12 protein-coding genes and 1 tRNA gene are annotated in these 17,630 nt (G+C 62.6%); 10 read left to right on the forward strand and 3 right to left on the reverse strand.

Annotation, left to right across the window (positions count from 1 at the left end):
* The first annotated feature begins 236 nt into the window (after window positions 1–236).
* A tRNA-Met gene (locus B7Y49_RS06765) sits at window positions 237–313 on the forward strand.
* A gap of 92 nt (window positions 314–405) precedes the next feature.
* Here the strand turns inward: B7Y49_RS06765 and B7Y49_RS06770 are convergent.
* The gene (locus B7Y49_RS06770) at window positions 406–1,464 is read right to left on the reverse strand and encodes a glycosyltransferase family 2 protein (RefSeq protein WP_374126820.1); all 1,059 of its coding nucleotides are present in this window, start codon (window positions 1,462–1,464) and stop codon (window positions 406–408) included.
* Complete coding sequence (locus tag B7Y49_RS06775) at window positions 1,461–3,947, reverse strand: DegT/DnrJ/EryC1/StrS family aminotransferase (RefSeq protein WP_374126821.1); 2,487 nt, start codon at window positions 3,945–3,947, stop codon at window positions 1,461–1,463. Before B7Y49_RS06775 ends, B7Y49_RS06770 begins: the two co-directional genes overlap by 4 nt.
* 98 nt (window positions 3,948–4,045) lie before the next feature.
* Between B7Y49_RS06775 and B7Y49_RS06780 the strand changes: the two genes are divergently transcribed.
* On the forward strand, window positions 4,046–4,951 hold the full coding sequence (locus B7Y49_RS06780; RefSeq protein ID WP_374126822.1) for a crotonase/enoyl-CoA hydratase family protein: 906 nt from the start codon (window positions 4,046–4,048) through the stop codon (window positions 4,949–4,951).
* Between the two features lie 3 nt (window positions 4,952–4,954).
* Here the strand turns inward: B7Y49_RS06780 and B7Y49_RS06785 are convergent, their stop codons facing one another.
* The gene (locus tag B7Y49_RS06785; protein ID WP_374126823.1) at window positions 4,955–6,055 is read right to left on the reverse strand and encodes a DUF2332 domain-containing protein; all 1,101 of its coding nucleotides are present in this window, start codon (window positions 6,053–6,055) and stop codon (window positions 4,955–4,957) included.
* A gap of 67 nt (window positions 6,056–6,122) precedes the next feature.
* Between B7Y49_RS06785 and hisG the strand changes: the two genes are divergently transcribed.
* From hisG to B7Y49_RS06825, 8 genes are all read left to right on the forward strand, one after another.
* Window positions 6,123–6,773, forward strand: coding sequence for an ATP phosphoribosyltransferase (gene hisG / locus B7Y49_RS06790; protein WP_374126824.1), 651 nt, complete (start codon window positions 6,123–6,125; stop codon window positions 6,771–6,773).
* Window positions 6,774–6,876: 103 nt separating this feature from the next.
* Complete coding sequence (gene hisD / locus B7Y49_RS06795) at window positions 6,877–8,175, forward strand: histidinol dehydrogenase (RefSeq protein WP_374126825.1); 1,299 nt, start codon at window positions 6,877–6,879, stop codon at window positions 8,173–8,175.
* A 98-nt stretch (window positions 8,176–8,273) separates the two neighbouring features.
* Complete coding sequence (nusB, locus tag B7Y49_RS06800) at window positions 8,274–8,756, forward strand: transcription antitermination protein NusB (RefSeq protein ID WP_374126826.1); 483 nt, start codon at window positions 8,274–8,276, stop codon at window positions 8,754–8,756.
* A gap of 10 nt (window positions 8,757–8,766) precedes the next feature.
* Complete coding sequence (locus tag B7Y49_RS06805; RefSeq protein WP_374126827.1) at window positions 8,767–8,940, forward strand: DUF4169 family protein; 174 nt, start codon at window positions 8,767–8,769, stop codon at window positions 8,938–8,940.
* Between the two features lie 202 nt (window positions 8,941–9,142).
* Entirely contained in the window at window positions 9,143–10,039 is an 897-nt protein-coding gene (gene thiL / locus B7Y49_RS06810) for a thiamine-monophosphate kinase (protein WP_374126828.1), read from the forward strand.
* Between the two features lie 126 nt (window positions 10,040–10,165).
* Window positions 10,166–12,322 (forward strand): sodium/proton-translocating pyrophosphatase, encoded by a 2,157-nt coding sequence (locus B7Y49_RS06815; protein ID WP_374126829.1) that lies wholly within the window; start codon window positions 10,166–10,168, stop codon window positions 12,320–12,322.
* 112 nt (window positions 12,323–12,434) lie between these two features.
* Window positions 12,435–14,426 carry a S9 family peptidase gene (locus tag B7Y49_RS06820; RefSeq protein ID WP_374126830.1) on the forward strand — a complete coding sequence of 664 codons (1,992 nt, stop codon included), beginning with the start codon at window positions 12,435–12,437 and terminating at the stop codon, window positions 14,424–14,426.
* A 207-nt stretch (window positions 14,427–14,633) separates the two neighbouring features.
* Window positions 14,634–17,606, forward strand: a complete 2,973-nt coding sequence (locus B7Y49_RS06825; RefSeq protein WP_374126831.1) for a type ISP restriction/modification enzyme — start codon at window positions 14,634–14,636, stop codon at window positions 17,604–17,606.
* Window positions 17,607–17,630 lie beyond the last annotated feature (24 nt).

The following is a 17,630-nucleotide window of genomic DNA, read 5'->3' on the forward strand; positions in this document are numbered from 1 at the left end:
CCGAACTCGGCCGTGAAACCTGACAGCGCCGATGGTACTACTGCCTAAGCAGTGGAAGAGTAGGTCGTCGCCAGGCATTGTAGCTGGTGCTGTACGGAAGAACGTTTCTACACGAACCCATTCACATGTTTCTGCCCGCGAGGGCGCGCGCGCCTCCGCAATGCGGAGGCGTTTGCGTCTCTGGCGGGTGAGATTTGGACCGGTTTGGCGTTAGCCAGATGGTGTCCAATGGTTGGCGCGGGGTGGAGCAGCCCGGTAGCTCGTCAGGCTCATAACCTGAAGGTCACAGGTTCAAATCCTGTCCCCGCAACCAACGTACATTCGCACCAAGCGTTTTGAAAAGCCCGCCAGACCGTCCGGTCGGCGGGCTTTTTCGCGTTCACTCTATCTAGGCCTGCTTTGCAGTCACGCTCGGCTAGCGCGCTGCGCTGCCCTGCGCACGCCACCCACGATGCGTGAACTGATCAGCCCGTCCAGCCGCGCATAGCCCAGGCCGAGGTGATCGGGGCGGACGGCAATCGTATCGGCCAGGCTGATTGCGCCCGACCGTAATGCGCGCCGCCCAATCCTGCCCCATAGTTGCGCGGTTTCCCATCGGATCAGCCGGATGTCCGCCTCGGTCGGCTGATCTGCGGCGATAAACGCGTTCTGCAACGTCATGATCGTGTTCGCCAGCAACGCCAACGTCTCACGATCGGGCACGGGGCGGTGGCCCATGACATAATGCACCAATAAAGTTGCCCGCTCGCCGGCTACTGCGCCGAAGATCCCGGCATGCCGCTCAGCGAGCACTTTGGTGGCGCTTGCCTCCATCGCTGTAATGAATCGCTGCGACGCACCGCCGACATGGCTGCGGTAATCGACGAGTTGGGTATCGAGCCGCGCGATCCGCCCAGAATGGGAAAGCCGATGATAGAGATCAAAATCCTCGGCATAAAGGCGATCGGGCCGCGTAAATGCACTAAATTGCTGCGCAGCATTTCGGCGCAGCATGACGGATGACCAGACGAGCGGATTGCAGATCCATAACATCCATTCAACCAGCGCCGGGCTGGTGATGGCCGGCAACGCCGATGGCCGGATCGCGCCGTTGCACAACTGGCGGGTGGCGGTGGCGAGCAGCACGGTATCGGCATGGGCATCGAGATAGGCAATCTGAGCGCCCAGTCGATCGGGATGGCACAGATCGTCTTGGTCCAATGCGGCGACATATCGCCCACGAGCCTCCTCGAAAGCGCGATTGCGGGCGAGGACCGGGCCCTGATTAGCCGATGCTTCAATAATCCGAAATCGGGGGTCTATAATGCTGTGCAGCATTTCGCGCGTGCTGTCCGTCGAACAATCATCGACGATGACCACCTCAAAATCGGTAAAGGTTTGCGCCATCAGCGTGGCGATGGTCTCGCGGATCACGCTGGCCCCGTTATAGGCAGCCATGATGACGCTGACGGCAGGCGTTGTCATGCGACCGCTCGCGCCCGTTCACCAAGCAGTTGATCGACAATCATCAACCCGACATCGTTCTGCCATTGCCACAGGCCATTGGCCTGGCCGCGAAAGCTCGGCTCACCGCCCATCGGACCCCAGGGGACAAAACCTGCCGCAAGGCCGATGCCATAAGCCCCGGCAAGGGCCTCGCCCTCGGCATCAGTGATCCGGCAATAGCGATCGACCATCGGCGCACCATGATCGGCCGCCAGCGCGATGCGGGTGCCGTCGGCGCGGAAAAGCGGCAGGGCATGCGGACGATAGCCAAGGGCGGCAATCACCAGATCGGCATTGGTGATGATGTCACGGGCGATATGGTCATTCTCACCATCAAGCTGGTGGAGCATAACGCGCGGTTCTGGCGCGCGTCCATCGATGCCGAGCATCCGCAACACCAGGTCACGCGCTTCCAGCCGGAAACCCGCGAGCCGATAAACGAAGCCGCTGACCGGGCAGATATCCTCTGGCCCAAAATCGGTGAAGCCTTCCGCCCGCGCAGCTTCGGCTGAATGGTAGAAGGGCCGTAGCGGCCGTCGATGCAACAACCTGATCGCCCCTGCGCCTAGGGGCAGCGCTGGCTGTGCCTTGAGCAGCAAGGCGATCGTCGCCAGCGCACTGGTCGATCCGCCGATCACGGCGATGCGCGGCGCCCGGATCACCTCCAGGCGTTGTGCAACCTGCGTGATGCCGCCCAGCGCAAGGACGTCATCGGATTGGACAAGCCGGTCACCGGCCAGTTCGACCAATGGCGATCCCGCAATATGTTGCGCAGCAATGCGATCGGTTGGCTGGTGCCCGCCGCTGGCAATCACGATGGCGCGCGTACGCTGGTTGATGGTCACGCCGTCCGCGTGGCGGTATACGCGCACGGTCCAGGTCCCATCGGCGCCAAGCACTGCATCAGTTGCCTCGTGGCGGGTCAGCACCGTACCGCCATTCGCCGTTACGATATCGCCCAGCCGCGCGCCCGCCGCCTGCAATAACGGCCCCACGCGCGTCAGCGGCACGCCCACGGTATCCGGATATGCACGGATTGCCTTGCCCACCGCATGGTCGGCCAGTGCGGCGAGATCGCCGTGCACATTATCCTTTATCGCCGTCAGAAAGGTCGTGGCGGTGCTGTCTGATGTGATCGCATAGCTGCCGAGCCGCCCGATCCCCAGGCCAGCGTCTCGTTCGATAATCACCAGCCCTGAACGCGCCAGATCAGGCAGGAGATTGCGCTTGGTCGCCGCCGTCAGCAGCGCCGTGCCCGCCGGGCCGCCGCCGATCACCACCGCAGAGGCAATTGGCGCCGGTTTATGGGCGACGGCGAAGGCGCGGCTCGCCTGGCGCGCGCAGACATCGGCAAAAATGCCGGCAATCTCGATGGCATCGCCGGGCACCATCGAATCGGTGATCGGTAAAGACATGATGCGCGCGCCGACTTTGTCGGCAACCGGGGTCGGCTCGATCAGGCCATCGGCCTTGAACAGTGGCTGTTCGGCCAGATGCGGGCTGAAATAGCTGCCTGCGCCCACGCCCTTGTCGGCCAAGGCGGCGATCACCGCGTTGCGTCGCCCGGCAATCGAGGGCGGCAGCAACACGGGCATGAATTGCGAAGCCCGCCGCTGGCCCGATACATGCTGCATCGTGAACTCGCGCAGCGCGGATCGGTAATGCGCTTCGATCGCGGCACGATTGGCGCAAACGGGCTCGATCTCGGCGAGCTTCAAGCGCGCCATCAGCGCGAGTATCTCGGGCAGCTTGGCATTGATGCCGGGCATGATTGCGCTGCGGCTGCCCTCAAACCCGAAATTCGCCATTGTTCGCAACCGCGCGATCAGCGCTTCATTGCCACTATGAATCAACCCGCCCTCGCCGACCGCGAAGGTTTTGGTTGCGTGCATCGAATGGACGATCGCGAAATCAGCGCGGGCGCCAAAGCCCTCGCCGCGCTGGTCAATCGTGCCGAGCGACGCGGCGGCATCGACCACCACGCCAACGCCGTAGCGATCGCGCAACGCCGCATAGCGATCCAGATCGATCGCATTGCCGAAGGTGGCATAGGGCACCATCACTGCGATCCGATCGCCATGGCGCTCTAACAGCGCTTCTTCGGCCTCGGCACTTGCCCCCCAATGATGTGGATCGATATCGCAGATCAGCGGAGTCAGCCCGGCCCAAATCGCCGCCTGTCCGGTCGCGGCAAAGGTGAAGCTGGGCATCAACGCCAGCGCGCCGGGGGCATGGCGGGCGCCCGCCGCCTCGCGGATCGCGATCATCAGCCCCAGCGTTGCGTTGGCCACCGCCAGACTGGCGCCGTGCCCGCCAAACAGCTGATCGGTAACGTCGCGTTCGAACGCCCGCACTTCGGGGCCGTTATTGCTGAACACGCCCGATTGCTCGATCCGGCGCAACGCATCGCCCTGCGCGCTCAACAGCGGCGGTCGTGGGGCGATCAGGGGAAACTGGGTCATGGGCTGCGGTCCGGGTGGGGATTTGATCCGCAACGCTACATGGCGGGACGCTAAAAACCCGTTACGGTGGCGCAAAGGTGCCGCAAGCGAGGATCAACATGGCCGATTTCGAGACGATCACTCTGGCGATCGATCCCCCCGAACAAGGTGGCATCGCCACCATGACGCTCAACCGGCCCGATCGGCTGAACGCGTTCACGGGCCAAATGATGGCGGATCTGATCGCGGCGTTCGACATCACCGATGCCGATGATGCTGTGCGCGCAGTGATTATTACCGGCGCCGGGCGCGGCTATTGTGCGGGGGCCGATCTGTCGGCGGGCGATGCGACATTCGATTATGCGCGGCTTGGCACTGACGGGCCGGTGGCAGCCGACGGCACGGTCGATTTCGCGCATCCGGCGGTGCGCGATTCCGGCGGGCGGTTTGCGCTGCGGATCTTCGCGTCGCTGAAGCCGGTGATCGGCGCGATCAACGGACCCGCGGTCGGCATTGGCGCGACGATGCTGCTGCCGATGGATTTCCGGCTGGCGAGCGATACCGCGCGGTTCGGCTTTGTCTTTGCGCGGCGCGGGATCGTGCCGGAGGCCGCATCGAGCTGGTTCTTGCCGCGGCTCGTGGGGATCGGGCAAGCGCTTGAGTGGTGCTATTCGGGCCGGGTGTTCGATGCGGATGAAGCGCTGAAGGGTGGATTGGTGCGCAGCGTGCACGCGCCGGACGATCTTTTGCCAGCCGCACGCGCGCTGGCGCTTGAGCTGACCGCGCACAGCGCGCCGGTGTCGGTCGCAATGACGCGGCGGATGATGTGGGCGATGATGGGCGCGGCACACCCAATGGACGCGCATCGCATCGACAGCCGCGGCGTCTGGGTGCGCGGAGGCGGCGCGGATGCGAAGGAGGGCGTGATGTCCTTCCTTGAAAAGCGCGAAGCGGTGTTTACCGATCGGGTAAGCGAACAATGGCCAGTTGCTGCGAACTGGTTCGACGATCCTGGTTATCGATAAACCTCACGCCTCGACAGACCCGCCGCCCCGCATCACATAATCGCGCGTTTCATAGGGCGGCTCCAAGCCCTCCACCCACGCGCCATGCGCATGGGTCAGCGCGACCAATTCCATCGGCGTCTCCCCCGGCCAGCCCTGCACGCGGACTTCGTGACGGTGGAGATCGCGGTTGGGTTCCATCATCACCCAGCCGAGCCGCTTGCCCGCCGTCGCCCGCGCGCCCGCCGATGCCATCGCGGTGCGGATCCGGTCGCGGCCTGACTTGGGAATATATTGCCACACCACCGAATGCATCAGCACCCGCGTGACCCCCGCCGCCTGCGGCTCAGCCAGCCGCGCCTCGACCCAGTCGGCGGCATCGCCCGACTCAAGCTGCACGCCGTACCGCCGCACCATCGCGATCGCGGTATCGATCCGCGCCTGCCGCTCGATCGCATCAACCCATACATAGGCCGCGAGCCGTTCGGCGGCGGCATCATCGACCAGGTCGACCGGCGCGATATCGACCCCGCGCACGCTGTCGATCTCGATCGGCACATCGGGCGGCGGCGGTCCGCGCCATTCGGGCGTGATCGACAGCTCGGCCGGGTCAGGCCCAGCGCGCACCCCGCCGAGATCAAAGCCGTATCGATCGATCAGCAAGTTCAGCCCAGCGCTCGATCCGATCTCGAGCAGTTCGATCTTCGGCCCGAACCGCTGCGCCAGATGGAGCAGCCCGGTCATCAGCCCCGCCGATCGCCCCGCCTCATTGGTCTGGGGCGGTCCGTCGAGCCAGGGCAGCAGCGCGGCGTCATGTGTCTGCAACGCCTCCTCGATCAGCAGATCGACCCCGGTCGGATCGATCAGCTCGCCGCGAAACACCCGCGATACGCCCCAATCGGCGCCCGATCGGTGCAACGCGTGGACTCCGCCCACCAGCCGCAGCACCACCGCATCCGCCACCGGGTCGCCCGGCCAGTCGAGCACCGCGCGGCCAGTGGCCGTCGTCCGGTCAATCACTCGCCCCAGCGACAGGCACACTCGCGTCACGATCGGTGCGTCCATCGCGGCGGAATATTCCGCCTGCACCTTGAATGCATCGCGATTGGTTGCTTCATCGGCCATGTCAAATCTCCCTACCGGCTAAGGTCTTGTTGCGCCGCCGCGACGCGCCACGTAAAGCGCGACGCCCATGTCTCAATCGCCCATCATCATCGCCGTCCCCAAGGGGCGCATCCTCGAAGAGGCACTGCCGCTGCTCGCGCGCGTCGGGATCGAGCCTGAGCCCGCCTTTGCCGACGAGTCCAGCCGCGCCCTGCGCTTCACGACGAACCAGCCCGGGATCGAGCTGATCCGCGTCCGCGCGTTCGATGTGGCGACCTTTGTGGCGCATGGGGCCGCGCAATTGGGGATCGTCGGGTCTGACGTGCTCGCCGAGTTCGCCTATTCGGAGCTGTACGCGCCGGTTGATCTCGGCATCGGCCATTGCCGCCTGTCGGTCGCCGAACCCGCCGAAATGGCCGCGACTGATGATCCGCGCGGGTGGAGCCATGTCCGCATCGCGACCAAATATCCGCACGTCACCAAGGCGCATTTCGCTGGCCGGGGCGTGCAGGCCGAATGCGTGAAGCTCAATGGCGCGATGGAACTGGCCCCTTTGCTTGGCCTCGCCCCGCGCATCGTCGATCTGGTGTCCTCTGGCCGCACGCTGAAGGAAAACGGCCTCGTTGAAGTTGAGGTGATTGCCGAGGTGACGAGCCGCCTTGTCGTCAACCGCGCCGCCTTCAAAACCCGCGCCGATGTCGTACCGCTGGTCGATGCGTTCCGAAGGGCGGTGGCGTGAACAGCTTAGCAATCCGTTCGTTTCGAGCGAAGTCGAGAAACAGGCCCCAAACGCTGCGTAAGGTGTCTCGACTCCGCTCGACACGAACGGGAACCTTATCGTCATGATCAGACTCTCCACCGCCGCCCCCGATTTCGCAAGTGCGTTCACCGCACTCGTCAATGCGCGCCGCGAAGCCGATGACGATGTCGCGCGCGATGTGACGGCGATCATCGGCCGCGTCCGCGATGAGGGCGATGCCGCCGTCGCTGCGCTGACGCTGCAATTCGATGGACATGATCTGGCAAGTTCGGGCTGGCAGATCGATCTTGCCGATTGCCGCGCCGCCTATGACGCGCTCGAACCCGACTTACGGGCCGCGCTCGATCTCGCGGCAGATCGCATCGCTACCTATCACCGCAAGCAGCGCCCGGAGGGCAGCGACACTACCGACAGCGCCGGCGTTCGGCTCGGCGCGCGCTGGTCGGCGGTCGAGGCGGCGGGGGTTTATGTTCCTGGCGGCCGCGCGGCCTATCCAAGTTCGGTGCTGATGAACGCGATCCCGGCCAAGGTTGCAGGCGTCGACCGGCTCGTCATGGTCACGCCGACCCCGAAGGGGGAGATCAACCCGCTCGTGCTCGCCGCCGCGCATCTGGCGGGTGTTGACGAAGTCTGGCGCATCGGCGGCGCGCAAGCCGTCGCGGCGCTGGCGTACGGCACGGACCGGATAAAGCCCGTCGACGTCATCACCGGCCCCGGCAATGCCTGGGTGGCAGAGGCCAAGCGCCAGCTTTACGGCGTGGTCGGGATCGACATGGTCGCTGGCCCCAGCGAGATCGTCGTCGTGGCGGACGGCGCGAATGATCCCGACTGGATCGCCGCCGATCTGCTCAGCCAGTCCGAACATGATCCCACCAGCCAGTCGATCCTCTTCACCGACGATGCGGGCTTTGCTGACAAGGTCGCGGCGTGCGTCGACGCGCAGATCGAAACGCTCGCCACCGCCAAGGTCGCCCGCGCAGCCTGGGATGCGAATGGCGCCATTATCGTGGTGCGCGATTTCGCCGAAGCGATGCCGCTGGTCGATCGCCTCGCCGCCGAACATCTCGAACTTGCAGTGGCGGACCCGCAGGCGCTGTTCGATCAAGTTCGTCATGCCGGATCGGTGTTTCTCGGCCGTCACACGCCAGAGGCGGTCGGCGATTATGTCGCTGGGCCGAACCATGTGCTGCCCACTGGCCGCCGTGCGCGTTTCTCGAGCGGGCTGTCGGTGCTTGATTTCATGAAGCGCACCAGCTTCCTTCAGCTCGATCCCGCGAGCCTCGCTGCCATCGGCCCTGCGGCGGTGGCGCTGGCGGGGGCGGAGGGCCTGCCAGCGCACGCCCGCTCGGTGGCGCTTCGGCTGACAAGCAACCAACACTAACCCCGAGCCCCGTGTGTCCCCGCGAAGGCGGGGACCCAGACTGGACCCCCGCCTTCGCGGGGGTACAATCTTGTTTTTCCGGGTATAGGACCTTTGATATGACCCGCCCCAACCCCCGATCCAATCCCCGCACCGCTGCCCGCAGCAAGGCGCGCGCCGCTTCCCGGCTCGGTGCCGTCCAGGCGCTGTACCAGCATGATATGGAGCAGACGCCGATCGCGCAGCTGCTGCATGAATTCCACAATCACCGCCTCGGTGCGGAGATTGAGGATGCGCAATATGCCGAACCCGATGTCGATTTCTTCGACGATGTCGTGAAGGGCGTGCTCGCGCGCGAGGGGGAGATTGACGCGGCCATCGCGGCGAAACTCGCGACTGGCTGGCACCTCGATCGGCTCGACAAACCGATGAAAGCGATCCTGCGTTGCGGCACCTATGAACTCCTCGCTCGCGCCGATGTGCCAACGGGCGCGGTCATCACCGAATATGTCGACGTCGCCCATGCGTTCTATGACAAGCGCGAGGCGGGGTTCGTGAACGGGTTGCTGGATGCGATCGGTAAGGTCGTGCGGGCAGGGTGAGGGTGGCGGCGTGACCGACATCATCAACCTGCGCACCGCGCGCAAGGCCAAAGCGCGCGCCGAGGCCGAAGCGAATGCCAGCGCCAACCGCGCGGCGTTCGGCCGGACCAAAGCAGAAAAATTCGCCGCCGCCATCGAAACCGCCCGAAACGATCGCGCGCTGGACGGTGCCAAGCGAGATTAGCTGCAACTGACGTTCCAGTATCTGTCGCGAATTCGCTCTCCCTCGTCATGCTGAACTTTTTTCAGGATCCAATTCTCCACGAACGCAGGCCACTCTTGCGGCGCGCTGGATTCTGAAACAAATTCAGCATGACGGTGGTAGGGCTGGCGCGCATGTCGACCTGAAAGCAGACACCGCCCCCAAGCCGCGCTACCATCTCCTTATGACCGAAGCTGATTTCCTTGCCGCGCTGCGCGCGTTACCGCTCCATCCCGGTGCGCAGGGACTGGCGGATGACGTTGCGCGGTTGGGTGGCTATGTCCTCACCACCGATACGCTGGTTGAGGGGGTGCATTTCCTCTCCACCGATCCCGCGCAGGATGTCGCGTGGAAATTGCTCGCGGTGAATCTGTCGGATCTTGCCGCCAAGGGGGCGGAGCCAGTCGGCGTGCTGCTCAACTATCCGTTGGGAGAAGACGCCTGGGATCGCGCTTTCCTTGCTGGGTTCGATGCGGCGCTGCGCCAGCTGGGCTGCCAGTTGCTCGGCGGCGATACCGTGTCGCTGCCGCCGGGCACGCCGCGCGTGCTGACCCTTACCGCAATTGGCCATGCGACCCACGCCCCCAGCCGCAGCGGTGCGCGGGCGGGGGACGGGTTGTTCGTCACCGGCACGATCGGCGATTCAGGCGCGGGGCTTGCCATTGCGCAAGGTGAACCCGGACTGGATGCATTACTGAACGCCTATCGCCGGCCGTTGCCCCGGCTTGGGGAGGGGCGCATCCTCGCCGCGCATGTGCACGCGATGATGGACGTGTCCGACGGGCTGTTGATCGATGCCGCGCGGATGGCCGCCGCAAGTGGTCTTGCCGTCACGATCGATCTCGCCGCGATCCCGCTGTCGGATGCCTATCGCGCGCATATCGGCGATGATCGCGCGGCCCGGCTCCGCGCGGCAACCGCCGGGGATGATTACCAGCTGCTGTTTGCCGCGCCCGCATCGCTCGCCGTCCCCGCCCGCCGCATCGGCCATTTCGCCGAGGGGCAGGGCCTGACGCTCACCGACGGGGCCGATCCCGTCGCGCTGCCCGCCCGGCTCGGCTTCGAACATGGCGGCGCATAACCACCGCCCTCGGCGCTTGCGCTCGTCTCTGTCACGCTTATAGGGTCGTCGCCATAAGACAGGCGCTAGGGGGCGGGCTATGTCGGCAGCCCCTGAAGCGACCGTATCAGGGAAGGACGTTTGCCGATGACGATTGTTTATGCCGCCATGATCTGCGGGATGCTTGCCGTGCTGTACGGCATCATCACCAGCCGCCAGGTGCTCGCCGCACCTGCGGGCAATGAAAAGATGCGCGATATCGCGGCCGCCATTCAGGAAGGCGCGCAGGCCTATCTCGGCCGTCAGTATCGCACGATCGGCATCGTCGGCGTCATCATGCTCGTGCTCGTCTGGGTGCTGATCGATGGCATGAGCTCGCCCGTCTCGGCGGCGAGCTTCGCGATCGGCGCGGTTCTTTCGGGCGTTGCTGGCTATATCGGCATGAACATTTCGGTGCGCGCGAATGTGCGCACGGCAGAAGCGGCGCGCACCTCGCTGCAGGGCGGGCTGACGATGGCGTTCCGCGCGGGCGCGATCACCGGCATGCTGGTGGCGGGGCTCGGCTTGCTCTCGATCTCGGGCGTGTTCTGGTTCCTCGCCGGCCCTGACGGCGCGGATGCCGGCGCGCAGATCGTCGTCAAGGCGCTCACCGGCCTTGCTTTCGGCTCCTCGCTCATCTCCATCTTCGCGCGCCTCGGCGGCGGTATCTTCACCAAGGCGGCAGACGTTGGCGCCGATCTGGTCGGCAAGGTCGAGGCCGGCATCCCAGAGGATGATCCCCGCAACCCCGCTACCATCGCCGATAACGTCGGTGACAATGTCGGCGATTGCGCGGGCATGGCCGCCGATCTGTTCGAAACCTATGTCGTTACCTTCGGTGTCACGATGATCTCGGTCGCGCTTGCGCTGAAGAATGCCGATCAGCTGCTTCAGGTGATGACGCTCCCGCTCATCGTCGGCGGCGTGTGCATCATCACCTCGATCATCGGCACCTATGCGGTCCGTCTGGGCAGCAGCAACAACATCATGGGCGCGCTTTACAAGGGCTTCTGGCTCAGCGTTGGCCTGTCCGTTCCCGCCATCTATTTCGCGACGCAGTATACGCTGGGTGACATGAACGCGGTGATCGGCGGCAACGCCTTCCTCGACGGCGGCGGCGCAACGGCAGAGGCGCTCGCGGGCGCGGCGGCCACCACCACCACCGGCATGGCGCTGTTCTGGTGCATGATGATCGGGCTGGCGGTGACTGGCCTGCTCGTCTGGATCACCGAATATTATACCGGCACCGGGTTCCGCCCCGTGCGCAGCATCGCCAAGGCATCGGAGACGGGCCATGGCACCAACGTGATTCAGGGTCTCGCGGTCAGCCTTGAATCGCCTGCGCTCCCCACCATCGTCATCGTGGTCGCGGTGATCGCGGCCTATCAGCTCGCGGGCGTTATCGGCATTGCCTTTGCCGCCACGTCGATGCTGGCGCAGGCCGGCATGGTCGTCGCGCTCGATGCGTATGGCCCGGTCACGGATAATGCGGGCGGCATCGCCGAAATGGCGGGGCTCCCCGATGATGTGCGCCACCGCACCGATGCGCTCGACGCGGTCGGCAACACGACCAAGGCCGTGACCAAGGGCTATGCAATCGGCTCGGCCGCGCTCGCCGCCCTCGTGCTGTTCAACGCCTATACGAGCGATCTCGCGCGCGATTTCCCGACGCTCGCGGTCAACTTCCAGCTCAGCAACCCCTATGTCATCGTCGGGCTGCTGCTCGGCGCGCTGCTGCCCTATCTGTTCGGGGCGATGGGGATGACGGCGGTCGGCCGGGCCGCCGGTTCGGTCGTGGAGGATGTCCGCGCCCAGTTCCGCGAGAATCCGGGCATCATGGCCGGCACCAGCCGCCCCAACTATGCCCGCACCGTCGATCTCGTCACCAAGGCGGCGATCGCGGAGATGATCGTCCCCAGCCTGCTGCCGGTGCTCAGCCCGGTCGCGGTCTATTTCATCATCACCGGCGTGGCGGGCCAGGCAGAGGGCTTTGCCGCGCTCGGCGCGATGCTGCTCGGCGTCATCGTCTCTGGCTTGTTCGTCGCGATTTCGATGACGAGCGGCGGCGGCGCGTGGGATAACGCCAAGAAATATATCGAAGACGGTCATCACGGCGGCAAGGGCAGTGAAGCCCATAAGGCCGCGGTGACGGGCGATACCGTGGGCGATCCGTATAAGGATACGGCAGGCCCGGCGGTGAACCCGATGATCAAGATTACCAACATCGTCGCGCTGTTGCTGCTCGCGGCGCTTGCGGGCGGTTGATCGAATTTCCGGCTGGCGATGCGGGTCGCCGGCCGGGATCGCTGTAGAATTGCAACAGCTTGATTTGAGTAACGCGCACGATAGACTTGCTCCCAAATGGGGAGTGCAGACGATGAAGAAACGCAATTTCGGTTTGGTTTTGGGGGCCTTGGCCACCACGGCACTGATCGGTTGGTCGGCGGCGCCTGCGCAGGTGAAGCCCGTTAGCGATTGGGACGGCAAGGTCGTTCCGATCGAGACATTCGCTCAGTTCCCCGTCATTCAGCGCCCGGTGCTGTCGCCCGATGGCAACTGGATGATCGCCAAGGTTCGGTCGGCCGGTGTTCAGGCGCTTGCCATCGTACCCGTCGGGACGCCCGGCAAGCCGGAAGTGATCGCTCGCGATGGCGAGGCCAGCGTCGACAAGCTCGGTGAGCGTCAGATCATCGATTATAGATGGCTGGACAACAATCTGCTGCTGATCGGCTTCAGCTCGCGGGATAACTATGCGGGCGAATGGTTCGATAACGTTCGTTACGCATCGTATAATCGTGAGACGAAGAAGACGACGCCACTCGGCTGGGATGATAGTTTTCTCGGTACGGATTTGCTCTGGGCCTCCAATTCCGGCGCGCCGCGCATTCTGCTTCAGCGCCGCAACCCGCGCAACGGCACCGAAAGCCTCAGTGCGCCCGAAGTGATTGAGGTGGATGCGGTTACCGGCAAGGCCAAGGTGGCGATGCGATCAAACCCGGTGGTGCGCGGATGGACCGCCGATCTGGCGGGCGTCGTGCGGATGGGCGCGCGCCGCGATGCCGATACCGGCAAGGTGACCGTGCTGTATCGCGATGGCCCGAACGACGCGATGCACACCGTTTACGACGGTGTGCCGGATCGGTTCGCCGGGGCCGCCCTGCCCGATTTCATGATGCCCGATGGCAAGGCCTATGCGGTCAGCGCAAAGGACGGGTACCGGGCGCTCTACACGTTTGACGTGGCGGGAATGAAGCTGGGCGAAAAGGTGTTCGGCGTCGACGGCTATGATATTGATGGCCCCCGCCTTTCCTATGATCGCACCCGGCTTGATGCGGTCGAAGTGACCAAGGATCGAGAGGTCCAGGTCTTCTTCGATTCGCGGTTGAAACAGATTCAGGCTGTGCTCGAAAATGGCTTCGGCAAGGGCAATGTCTATATCGCCAGTGGCGATGCCAAGCGGGAGAAGATCGTGTTCCGCGTCGCCGCGACGGGCCAGGCCGAAAGCTGGTTCATGTTCAACAGCGTATCGGGATCGGTGGCGCGGCTCGCTTTTGCCAATGAAACGCTCAAGAACGCGCAGCTGAACCCGGTTTCGATGGTCCGTTATACCGCCAGTGACGGTAAATCGATCGAAGCGGTACTGACGATGCCGCGCCACCGCGCGGGTAAGAAGAACCTGCCGCTGATCGTGCTGCCGCATGGCGGGCCCTGGGCCCGCGATTCCGCCGACTGGGATCCTTTTGGCTGGGCGCAGGCGCTGGCGGAAACCGGCTATGTCGTGATCCAGCCGAATTTCCGGGGCTCCACTGGCTATGGCACCGCCTGGGAAAAGGATGGTGACAAGAATTGGGGCTACCGCATGCAGGATGACCTGAATGATGCGGTCACCTGGCTCGCCGGGCAGGGCACCATCGATCCCAAGCGCGTTTGCATGATGGGCTGGTCGTACGGCGGCTATGCGGCCAGCCGCGCGGCCGAGCGCGATGGTGACAAATATCGCTGTGCCATCACGGGTGCGGGCGTGCATGATCTGCCCGCCATGGTCCGCTATGATAAGGGCTATCTGGGGCGCTATGGGGCGAAGACCTATCTGGGCCAGGCCGGTAATCTGATTGATGTGTCGCCCGGCCTCCACCCGGAAAACTACAAAATCCCTGTCCTGATCATCCACGGCGCCAAGGACGTGCGCGTCCCCGTTGCCCAGTCGCGCGATCTGGTGGCGCGGCTGAAAGCGGCCGGGAAGGTGGAAGGCAAGGATTTCGTCTATGTCGAACAGCCGCTCAACACGCATAATCTGCTGCGCGAAGAAGACCGGCTGCAGGTGCTGATCGAAACCAAGAAGTTCCTCGAAAAGCACAACCCGGCCTGATCAACCGCACCCGCCCTTCGCGGTGGCCTTCAAGAACGCCAAGCCCCGTCCGGCACCCGCCGGGCGGGGTTTTTTCTTGCCTAGCGTCAACCGCTTGCGCATCGTGCAGGCGCACGGGGGAGCGGACTCATCAGCAAGGCACTCATCAACGAATATCGCGCCGAGCTTGATCGACTGCGCGCGGTATCGGGTAGCCGCCGCGAAAGCGTGCTGCGAGAAGCGTTCAAGGATTTGCTCAAACGCTGGGGCCGATCACAGGATCTGCAATTCGTCCCCGAGCACACCATCACCACCGCGCAAAAGAACCGCATTTATCTCGACGGCGCGCTGCTTCACGCGTTGCGCGTTCCCTTCGGCTATTGGGAAGCCAAGGACGCCGATGATGATCTCGATGCCGAGATCGCCGCCAAGTCGCGCAAGGGCTATCCGCGCGACAACATCATCTATTCGGACGATCACACCGCCATTCTGATTCAGGACGGGCATGAAATGCTGCGCGTCGCGATGGACGATACCGACGCGCTCTACCCGCTGCTCATCCGCTTCTTTGCGCATGAACGGCAGGAGATCGCCGATTTCAACAAGGCGGTGAAGCAGTTCGGGCAGGATTTGCCTCAGGTGCTGACGGCATTGCGAGACCTGATCGCCGAAAAACGCGCTGCCAGCCGTGATTTCGCCGCCGCCGAGGCTGCCTTTCTGAAACACGCACAGGATGCCATCAATCCGGCGGTCAGCGAGGAAGATGTGCAGGAAATGCTGATCCAGCACATCCTGACTGAAGACATTTTCGCCAAGGTTTTCGACAACCCCGATTTCCACCGCCAGAACAATGTCGCCAGCGAACTCTACAAGCTGGAGGAAAAGCTGTTCGGCTATGGCGAAAAGCAGAAGCTGCTGCGCGCGCTGCAACCCTATTATGCCGGCATCAGCCAGGCCGCCGCCGTCATCCAGAGCCATTCCGAAAAACAGGGCTTCCTGAAGGGCCTCTACGAGAATTTCTACAAGGTCTATAATGCCAAGGCCGCCGACCGGCTGGGCGTGGTCTATACCCCCGGCGAGATCGTCCGCTTCATGATCCGCAGTGCCGATTGGCTATGCGAAAAGCATTTCGGCAAGAATCTGGTCGATCGCGGCGTCGAGATTCTCGATCCCGCCACCGGCACCGGCACTTTCATCGTCGAATTGCTCGAACATTTCCGGGGCGATCACGCCAAGCTGCGCCACAAATACAAGGAAGAGTTGCACGCCAACGAAGTCGCGATCCTGCCCTATTACGTCGCCAATCTGAACATCGAGGCGACCTATCAGGCGATCACCGGCCAGTTCGCCGAATTCGAAAATCTATGCTTCGTCGACACGCTCGACAATGTCGATGCGCTCGGCATCCATTCGGGCCACCAGTTCGATTTGCTGGGCGGAATGGCAGACGAGAATATGGAGCGCGTGAAGCGCCAGAACCGCCGCAAGATCAGCGTCATCATCGGCAACCCGCCCTACAACGCCAACCAGCAGAACGAAAACGACAACAACAAGAACCGCGCCTATGCGCACATCGATAAGCGCATCAAAAACACGTATATAAAGGCGAGCACGGCTCAGAAGACGAAGCTTTATGACATGTACGCCCGCTTCTATCGTTGGGCGAGCGATCGGCTGGGCGATGAGGGCGTGCTGGCTTTTGTCACGAACCGAAGCTTCATCGATAGCCGGACATTTGACGGTTTTCGCAAGCTGGTGGCGAGAGATTTCCAGGAAATTTGGCTTGTCGATTTGGGGGGTGATATTCGCGCCAATCCCCGGCTTTCGGGAACCACGCATAACGTGTTCGGAATTCAGACGGGTGTCTCCATCGCCATATTGGTACGCACCAAAGACACTTCAGATTGCAAAATTCGTTACGTCCGTAGGCCAGAAGATGAAAAAGCTGAGAGCAAATTAGCGTGGCTTAGCAGCATTCGCTTAGCCGAACTGACGACTACTTTAATCAAGCCGGATGAAAAAGGTCGCTGGCTAGACCAGACGGAGGATGGCGTTTGGACAGCTTTTATGCCGTTAGCCGACAAACAAACGAAAGCTTCAGTAACGAAGCGGGAAGAGCGCGCTATTATCAGAACATTTGCGAATGGCGTAAAAACTAATAGAGACGATTGGTTGTATGATTTTTCAGAAAAGACTTTAATAGAAAAAATCAAATATTTTTCTACGGTATTTAATAAAAGCATTAATCCAAATGGAAAAGGATTTATTAATTTTCCAAATGATATTAAGTGGAGTAGAGATCTTAAAAATAAGCCAACATCATTCGATTTGAATAGTAAATTAATTAGAAATTCTTTGTGGAGACCGTTTACAAGAAAAAAATATTATTCATTTAGGCAATTGAGCGATGTCCAAACAAATCTCCATAATGGAATTTATGGAGATGATCTATTTTCATTGAATAAATTGATCGCGGTTTCGGGCGGATCGGCATCGAAGCCTTTTCAATGTCTCGCCACTGATAACTTGGTAGATTACGAGGCTATCGAAAAGTCAAACTTGCTAGCCCGCTATCGCTACCTCAAATCCGGCGAGCGGATCGACAACATCACCGATTGGGCGCTCAACAAGTTCGTCGCGCATTATGGCAAGAAGGGCGTCACCAAGGACGCGATCTTCCATTATGTCTACGCCGTCCTGCACGATCCGATCTACCGCGAGACCTATGCGCTGAACCTCAAGCGCGAATTCCCGCGCATCCCCTTCTATCCCGATTTCGCGCGCTGGGCGGCGTGGGGCGAGGCGCTGATGGCGATGCATATCGGCTATGAAGACGTAGCCCCTTGGCCGGTCGAGCGGATCGATACGCCGAGCAAGCGCGCCGAGGGCACACATCCCAAGCCGATCCTCAAGTCGCAACCCGAAACCGGCGTCGTGATCATCGATGCCGACACGCAAATCACCGGCATCCCGCCCGAAGCCTGGAGCTACCGGCTCGGCAACCGATCGGCGATCGACTGGGTGCTCGACCAGCACAAGGAAAAGAAGCCGCGCGACCCGACCATCGCCGCCAAGTTCAACACCTATCGTTTCGCCGATTACAAGGAGAGCATGATCGCGCTGCTCGCCAAGGTGGTGCGCGTTAGTGTGGATACAGTGGCGATTACCGAAGCGATGAAGGCGGTGGAGCGCGACGGTTGATTCCGCTCACCCTTGTTAATCCTG

The sequence above is a fragment of the Sphingomonas sp. 28-62-11 genome (assembly GCF_002278865.1).
Lineage (GTDB): Bacteria > Pseudomonadota > Alphaproteobacteria > Sphingomonadales > Sphingomonadaceae > Sphingomonas.